10 protein-coding genes are annotated in these 6,767 nt (G+C 66.7%); 2 read left to right on the top strand and 8 right to left on the bottom strand.

From position 1 onward, the window contains the following. Nucleotides 1-717 (top strand): substrate-binding domain-containing protein (locus AAC997_RS16265; protein ID WP_340646749.1); only part of this gene is annotated, 717 nt, incomplete at its 5' end. Nucleotides 718-837: 120 nt separating this feature from the next. Here the strand turns inward: AAC997_RS16265 and trxC are convergent. From trxC to AAC997_RS16230, 7 genes are all read right to left on the bottom strand, one after another. Continuing rightward, nucleotides 838-1,281, bottom strand: a complete 444-nt coding sequence (gene trxC, locus AAC997_RS16260) for a thioredoxin TrxC (protein ID WP_340646748.1) — start codon at nt 1,279-1,281, stop codon at nt 838-840. 60 nt (nt 1,282-1,341) lie between these two features. Continuing rightward, a complete protein-coding gene (locus AAC997_RS16255; protein ID WP_340646747.1) occupies nt 1,342-1,839 on the bottom strand; it encodes a GNAT family N-acetyltransferase in 498 nt (165 codons plus the stop codon). A 3-nt stretch (nt 1,840-1,842) separates the two neighbouring features. Beyond that, a complete protein-coding gene (locus AAC997_RS16250; RefSeq protein WP_340646746.1) occupies nt 1,843-2,109 on the bottom strand; it encodes a DUF1778 domain-containing protein in 267 nt (88 codons plus the stop codon). A 42-nt stretch (nt 2,110-2,151) separates the two neighbouring features. Further along, nucleotides 2,152-2,778: an SOS response-associated peptidase family protein gene (locus AAC997_RS16245; protein WP_340646745.1), complete on the bottom strand. Its 627-nt coding sequence runs from the start codon at nt 2,776-2,778 to the stop codon at nt 2,152-2,154. Further along, nucleotides 2,778-3,134 carry a hypothetical protein gene (locus AAC997_RS16240; protein ID WP_340646744.1) on the bottom strand — a complete coding sequence of 119 codons (357 nt, stop codon included), beginning with the start codon at nt 3,132-3,134 and terminating at the stop codon, nt 2,778-2,780. Before AAC997_RS16240 ends, AAC997_RS16245 begins: the two co-directional genes overlap by 1 nt. Nucleotides 3,135-3,160: 26 nt before the next feature. After that, nucleotides 3,161-3,892: a hypothetical protein gene (locus AAC997_RS16235; RefSeq protein ID WP_340646743.1), complete on the bottom strand. Its 732-nt coding sequence runs from the start codon at nt 3,890-3,892 to the stop codon at nt 3,161-3,163. A gap of 125 nt (nt 3,893-4,017) precedes the next feature. Next, nucleotides 4,018-5,391 carry an MFS transporter gene (locus AAC997_RS16230; RefSeq protein WP_340646742.1) on the bottom strand — a complete coding sequence of 458 codons (1,374 nt, stop codon included), beginning with the start codon at nt 5,389-5,391 and terminating at the stop codon, nt 4,018-4,020. Nucleotides 5,392-5,490: 99 nt separating this feature from the next. Here AAC997_RS16230 and AAC997_RS16225 point away from each other — a divergent pair, with 99 nt between their 5' ends. Beyond that, complete coding sequence (locus AAC997_RS16225) at nt 5,491-6,111, top strand: glutathione S-transferase family protein (RefSeq protein WP_340646741.1); 621 nt, start codon at nt 5,491-5,493, stop codon at nt 6,109-6,111. Here AAC997_RS16225 and AAC997_RS16220 read toward each other — a convergent pair. Beyond that, a partial coding sequence (locus tag AAC997_RS16220; protein WP_340646740.1) for a mechanosensitive ion channel domain-containing protein occupies nt 6,108-6,767 on the bottom strand: 660 nt, incomplete at its 5' end. The two genes, AAC997_RS16225 and AAC997_RS16220, sit on opposite strands and share 4 nt — an antisense overlap.

Raw genomic sequence — 6,767 nt, 5'->3', positions numbered from 1 at the left:
GTGCCGCCGCCCGCCAACACGATCTTGAACGCGCCGCAGTATCTGACCGGCAAGGTGCTGGCGGAATCTGCAGCAGCGCATATCCGCACCCGTCTTGGTGGCAAGGCCAAGGTGGTGTTGCTGACCCACGACAATTTGCAGTTCCTCGCGCCTCGTTTCACCGCGATGCGCGATACTCTGCGGCAACTACCGGGAGTGACCATCGTCGCTGATATCTCGCCCGCCACCATCGACAAGGCAGGCGGCTATCGCACCATGAAGATGATCCTGCTTGCCCACCCCAAAATTGACGTGGTCCTGGGCGCCGACACCGTGGTTCTTGGTGCGCTGGACGCATTGCGCGAAGCAGACAAGGCGCGAGCAACCCAGTTTCTTGGGGGCATTGACGGAGAGCGTGAGGCTGTTGCGGAGCTAAAGAAGGCGGGTAGCCCCTACAAGGCCAGCATCAGCTTGGCATCCCCCATTTTCGGTTACGCCATGGGGCGCTTCGCTTCCGACTGGCTGGATGGGAAGACCGTGCCTCAGGCGATGGACATCCTTCCAAAAGCCCTGACGATCGCCAATATCGGGCAATATGAGCGCGACGTCGCCGACCCCAGGGCCGTTTATGCCGACCAGGCGCGCCGCAAATCCTATTTGAGGATGTATGGGAATATCTGCTTCGATAGCCGCGACCAGTACATCAATTTTCCTTGGTCGTCCGAACGCAAGTATTGAGGTGGCGAGGAGCCTCAAAATGACCCGAACCCTAAGTCGATAGTTCCGAAACTTTCGTAAAATTCAGAAGGTCAGGGCGCTCTCGATCCGATGACCGTTTCACGCTTATCGGAATCTCCTCTAGGCGGCAGCCGTCGCGCCGTGGGTCTCGACCCAGCGGCGTAGCAGGCTGATGTCGGCCAGCCCTGCCTGGTTGGCGACGATCTTGCCGTCCCGAAAGACGAACAACGCCGGGATGCCCTTGATCCCGTACTGCGCCGAGAGCTGCGGTTCGGCGTCGACATCGATCTTCACGAAGCGCGCGCGGGGCTCCAGTTCGGCGGCGGCCCGCGCGAAGATCGGGGCCATCGACTTGCACGGCCCGCACCAGGCCGCCCAGAAATCCACTATGATGGGGATGCCGCTGCCCGCCACATGCTTCTTGAACCGCGCGGTGGTCAGGGCGGCGGGGTGGCCGTCGAACAGCGCCTGGTGGCACTTGCCGCACTTCCCGGCCTTGGCGTCGCGCTCCGGCGGCAGGCGGTTCACCGCGTCGCAGTGGATGCAGACGATCTGAACAGACATGGCGGCCTCCTTGGCGTGTGAAACGCACAGAGCCTTAGATAGGCGCCGCCCGTCGTAGCGCTACATGCGTTCGATCGCCGCCGCGGCCGTCGCCGTCAGAAGAAACAGACGATCAGGCCGGGCCGGAAAGGGCTGGAAACCGTAGCTCTGATAGAAGGCGCTAGCCTGATCGCTCTTGGCGTCGACCAGGATCGCGAAGATGCCGAGGTCGGCGCCGAGGACCCGGCGGAGGGCGTCGGCGAGGAGTAGCTCGCCTACCCCTTCGCCACGGACCCGCTGGTCGCGCGCCAGTCGGCCGATCAGCGCCGCCGGAATGGCGTCGTAGCGAGGCAGCTTCCCGGCGAACCTTGGCGGCAGGTCCGTAAGGGACAGGCTGAAAGCCCCAAGACTGTAGAAGCCCGCGACGCCGAGGTTATCGACGGCCACGAAGACGCGGGCGACATTGCGGCGCTCGTCCTGTCCTGCCTGCCTGAAGAACCAGGCATCGAGGTCAGGTTCGCCACATCGAAAGCTTGCACGGTCATGCGTTTTGTCGAGAGGCTGGATCGCAAACGCCACGCGTCAGCCCAGTTGATCGCGATGCCGCCTGAGCGCCGCCACCAGTTTGTCGGTGGGCGGCGGCGGACTCATCACCGCCTCAAGGAACGCGTCCCGGTCGGCGCCGGTCAGCACCATCCGCTCGTGTTCGTCCAACACTCGGCGCGCGCCCTCATAGGCAAGATCGCCCGCAGTCAGGCCGCTCACGGCCATGGCGCGTTGGATCAGATCCTTGGCTGAGGCGGCGACCCGCAATTCGATTCGTTCCTTCTTGAGTTCGCGCGCGCCCATGGCCAAATGTACGGCGAAATGCCGTGCGATGCAAATCGATAGCTACGGCGCGAACAAGTCGTCGCCGCCGCGTTCGATCCCGTCCTTGCGCAGGGTCTCGACAGTCAGGGTTCCTGCGGCTGGCGGCGTCAGGATGTCGGCCTGCGGTCGCGACAGGGTCAGCCAGTCGAGGCCCGCCCCGGGCGCCAGGGGGATGATCCCCCGGTCGTGATAGGGGGCGACGTCGGGACCGGGGCTGGCGGTCAGCATGGAGAAGCAGCCCGCCTTGACGATGCCCGCGATCCAGAACCAGTCCTGCCGCGCCATCGTGAACTGATGCTTGTCCTTCAGCTTCACCTTCGCCGCCTGAGGGGCGGTGTATTCGAAGAAGGCGTCGGCGAAGATCAGCACCCGGTCGCTTTGGCTGAAGTCTCGGCCCTCGGACTTGAAGTTGAACACCGGCTTGCCGCCCGGTCCCGCCCAGGCCCAGGTGGTCATGGAAGCCACCAGCTTGCCGTCCTGCAGCCGGACGATCGGGGCGGTGTCGCGAATCTTCACACTGGCCTTGCCGGCCAGGTCGTTGGGGGTGTGGTCGTTCTCCCAGCCCAACAACGGCAGGTCGGAAGAGGGGGCGGTGAATTCAGCGATCAGCTCGTCCAGCGACTTGGTTCGCGCATACTCGTTGCACATCAGTCGACGCAGAGGCCCGGGCCGACACGGCCCTTCACCACAGTGGTGAAGCAGCCGCAGGGATCGGACGTCGCCTGGCATTGGCCGGTGACGGCGGCGGCCGGATCGGCGGGCGTCTCCCCCTCGTAGAGGCAGCGGCCCTGGCAGTCGGACTTGTCGCCGCAGGTTTTGCCCGCGTCGGAATAGGTGATGACGCAGGCGGGCTTCTGCATGCGGCAGACCGGTCGCACCGTACCGCCCTTGGCGCTGCAGGCCGCGACATCGGGGCCCGTGGAGACGACGACGGGCGGCGGCGGCGCGGGCGCGCAGGAGACCATGACGAGGGCCAGGGCGACGGCGAGGAAGGACTTCAACATGGCCCGACTAGACCACGCGCAAACGTCTAGGCCAACAGCCGCCCGCAGGCCTGAGCCATCCGTCCGCCCAGGTCTGCGCCATAGGTCGGGAACAGGTGCGGCTCGATGGCTTCCAGCTCCATCAGCAACAGGCCCACAGGGGTCGGGATGACATCGACGCGGCAGGCCAGGGCCGGGACGGGCAGGGCGGCGACGAAGGCGTGGGCCGCCTCGATTTCGGCGGGGCCAGGGTCATAGGGATGCTCGCCGCCGCCGTGGATCACGTGGATGCGGTAGTCGCCGCCCCCGGGCAGCTTGCGCACCGCGTGGCAGAACTCGCCGTCGACGAAGATCATGGAGACCTCCCCCGCCGTCATGATCTCCGGAACCAGGGGTTGGGCGAATTGGCCAGGCTGGATGAGCACGCCTTCGGCCTGCGCGCGGGTCAGGCGCGACTGGCCAAAGCCGCCGCCGCCCACCACCGGCTTGAGGATCACCTCCCCCGCGCCGAAGGCCTCGAAGGCGGCGCTCGCGGGGGTTGGCTCATCAACGAACAGGCTGGGGATCACCGGCAGGCCCTTGCCGGCCAGCTCCTGCAGGTAGCGTTTGGACAGGTTCCAGGTCACCACGGCAGGATCGTTGGCCACCGGCGCCACGCGGCCGGCGCGATCCAGGAAGGCCAGGAACTCCGCCTCGTGGTCCACATAGTCCCAGGTGGTGCGGATCAGCAGCAGGTCGAACCGGGCGGGATCACAGACCCGCCAGTCCACCTCCGCCAACGACCAGCCGCGCGCCTCGAAAGCTGGCGTCAGCGCCGCCAGCTCCCGGTCGTGCTCGTAGGAGTCCGGCCTGCGCGTTCGTGCCGTGGTCAGGCAGTCGGCGCAGGCCAGATAGGCGATCGACGTCAGGAAACGATCTCTTCGCGGATGGTGCGACGGGCGATCCAGAAGAGGGCCGTGGCGATCACGCCCAGGAAGGCCGAGAGGATCAGCGCCCAGCGGACGCCCTCCGCCGAGCCGAGTTGCAGCGGCCCGTTGGCCAGGACGTCGGAGAGGATGCCGACGAACAGCGGCCCGAGGCCCAGGCCCACCAGGTTGATGATGAAGATCAGGATCGAGGCCGAGGTGGCGCGCATCTGCGGCGGCACCAGGCTCTGGGCGCTGGCATAGACCGGCCCGTACCAGAGCGAACCCAGCAGGCCCGGCAGGATCAGCAACCACAGGGCCCAGAAGGCCGAGGGCAGCAGAATGGCGGTGGCGTAGATAAAGGGCGAGATCAGCGAGGCCACGGCGGGCACGCTCATATAGGCCCGGATGTCGCGCTTGGCGGCCCAGTCGGCGATGGCGCCGCCGGCCCAGGAGGAGATGATCCCCGCCGTGCCGCCCATAAGGCCGAGCGCGAGACCCAGGAAGCCCACGGAGCCCAGGCCCAAACGGTCAGCCATCTGGGCCACTTCCTCTGCGTGGTTACGCAGGAAGAAGGAGGCGGTGAAGGGGGCATGGCCGTAGCCGATGAAGGCCTTCATGGCGGCGGCGAAGGCGATGAACCAGAACACCGGCTTGCCGCGCAGGTATTTCAGGGTGGCGGCGAAGTGGCCCTTGCCCGGGGCATGGGCCGCGGCGGCCGCGGCGGTCATGGCCTTGCGCGGCTCCTTCAGGGTCAGCATGACCACGACGGTGAACAGCAGGCCCGGTAGGCCGGCCAGCAGGAAGGCGGTGCGCCAGCCGTAGGCGTCGGCGATCAGCCCGCCCAAGGCCAGGCCCAGCAGCCCCCCCAGCGGCGTGCCGATGGAGAAGAAGGCCAGGGCGGAGGCGCGCTTTTCCTTGGGCGCATAGTCGGCGATCAGGGAGTGGGCGGTGGGCGTGCAGCCCGCCTCGCCGATCCCGACCCCGATGCGCGCGCCCACCAGTTGGGCGAAATTGCCGGCCTGGCCGCAAAGCACGGTGAACCCCGACCAGACCGCCAGCGAGCCGCCGATGATCCAGACCCGATTGAAGCTCTCGGCGAGACGCGCGATCGGCAGGCCCAGCACCGTATAGAAGACCGCGAAGGCCAGGCCGGTCATCAGGCCCAGCTGCCAGTCGGCCAGCCCCAGGTCGTTCTTGATCGGCTCCGCCAGGATCGTGACGATCTGCCGGTCCAGGAAGTTGAGCGTGTAGACCAACATCAGGATGACGAGGGCGTAACGGCGATAGGCGTCGGAGACCAGGGGGACGGCGGGACCTGTGCCGTCGGAGATGCTGGCGCCGATGGGGGCCGGGGCGGATGCCTCGGTCATGACGGGGGTTTCCTCGGATAGTTTTTGATCGTTGGCGACACTAGACGGCGCCCGCGCGCTCACGCCAATAGCACCTGTGTGATTTAACGGAGGCGCGCCATGGAATTGCTGATCGGGACGCGGAAATGGTCGAGCTGGTCGCTGCGTCCGTGGCTGGCCCTCAAACGCACGGGGGCGGCCTTCACCGAGACCCTGATCCCGCTGCGCCAGGAGAACAACCAGACCTATGAGGCCATTCGCCCGGTCTCCCGGTCGGGCCTGGTGCCGGCCTTGAAGGAGGGCGACCTGGTGGTGTGGGACTCGCTGGCCATCTGCGAACACCTCGCCGAGAGGTTCCCCGCTGCGAAACTGTGGCCCGACGACGCGGTCGCCCGCGCCATGGGCCGCTCGGCCGCCGCCGAGATGCATTCCGGCTTCCAGGCCCTGCGCCAGGAATGTCCCATGGCCCTGGACATCGACCCCCGGCACGCCGAGCTCTCGCAGGCGGCGTTCAAGAACGTCACCCGTATCACCGAGCTGTGGAATGATCTGCTGGGCCGGTTCGGCGGCCCCTTCCTGCTGGGGGAGTGGTCCATCGCCGACGCCTTCTACGCACCCGTCGCCAGCCGCTTCCGCACCTATGGGATCAAGCCGGAAGGCGCGGCGGGCCGGTACGTGGACACGATCCTCGGCACGCGGGACTTCCTGGAATGGGAGGCGGCGGCCAAGTCCGAAGCCTAGCCGACCGGGTCTGGCCGGATGACGCGCTCGACATGGACCTGGTGGGGATAGGGGAAGCTCAGCCCCTTGGCTTCGAAGGTCTCCTTGACCTGCTTGACCAGGTCGAACTTCAGGTCCGCCCAGTCGTCTGGGCTGCTCCAGCAGCGCAGGGTGACATTGATGGCGCTGTCGCCGATCTCGGTCACCCTGGACCAGGGCGCGGGATGCGACATCACGCGGCTGTCCTGCTTGGCGATGTCCAGCAGCAGGCTGAGCGCCACGTCCAGATCGTCCTCGTAGTCGACGCCGAAGGTCAGATCGATTCGCCGCTCGCCGGCCTGGGAGACGTTGACGATCATGTCCCCGAAAACCTTGCCGTTGGGCAGGTAGACGGTCAGGCCGTCATAATCCAGCAGCTTGGTGTTGAAGAGGTCCATGCTGACCACCACGCCCTGCCGGCCGTTGAGCTCCACACGGTCACCGGCCCGATAGGGCCGTTGCAGCAGGATCATCACCCCGGCGGCGACATTGCCCAACGTGCCCTGCAGGGCCAGGCCGATCGCCAGGGACGCCGCGCCCAGGACGGCGATGACCGAGGTGGTCTGCACGCCCAGCTGCTGCAGCACCGCGATCAGGCCGATCGCCACCACCAGGTATTTCACCAGGGCCGAGACAAA

Origin of the sequence: Phenylobacterium sp. (assembly GCF_037968635.1) — a bacterium.
Taxonomy (GTDB): domain Bacteria; phylum Pseudomonadota; class Alphaproteobacteria; order Caulobacterales; family Caulobacteraceae; genus Phenylobacterium.
The sequence above is the reverse complement of the archived record's forward strand: the minus strand, read 5'-3'. Positions and strand labels throughout refer to the sequence as shown.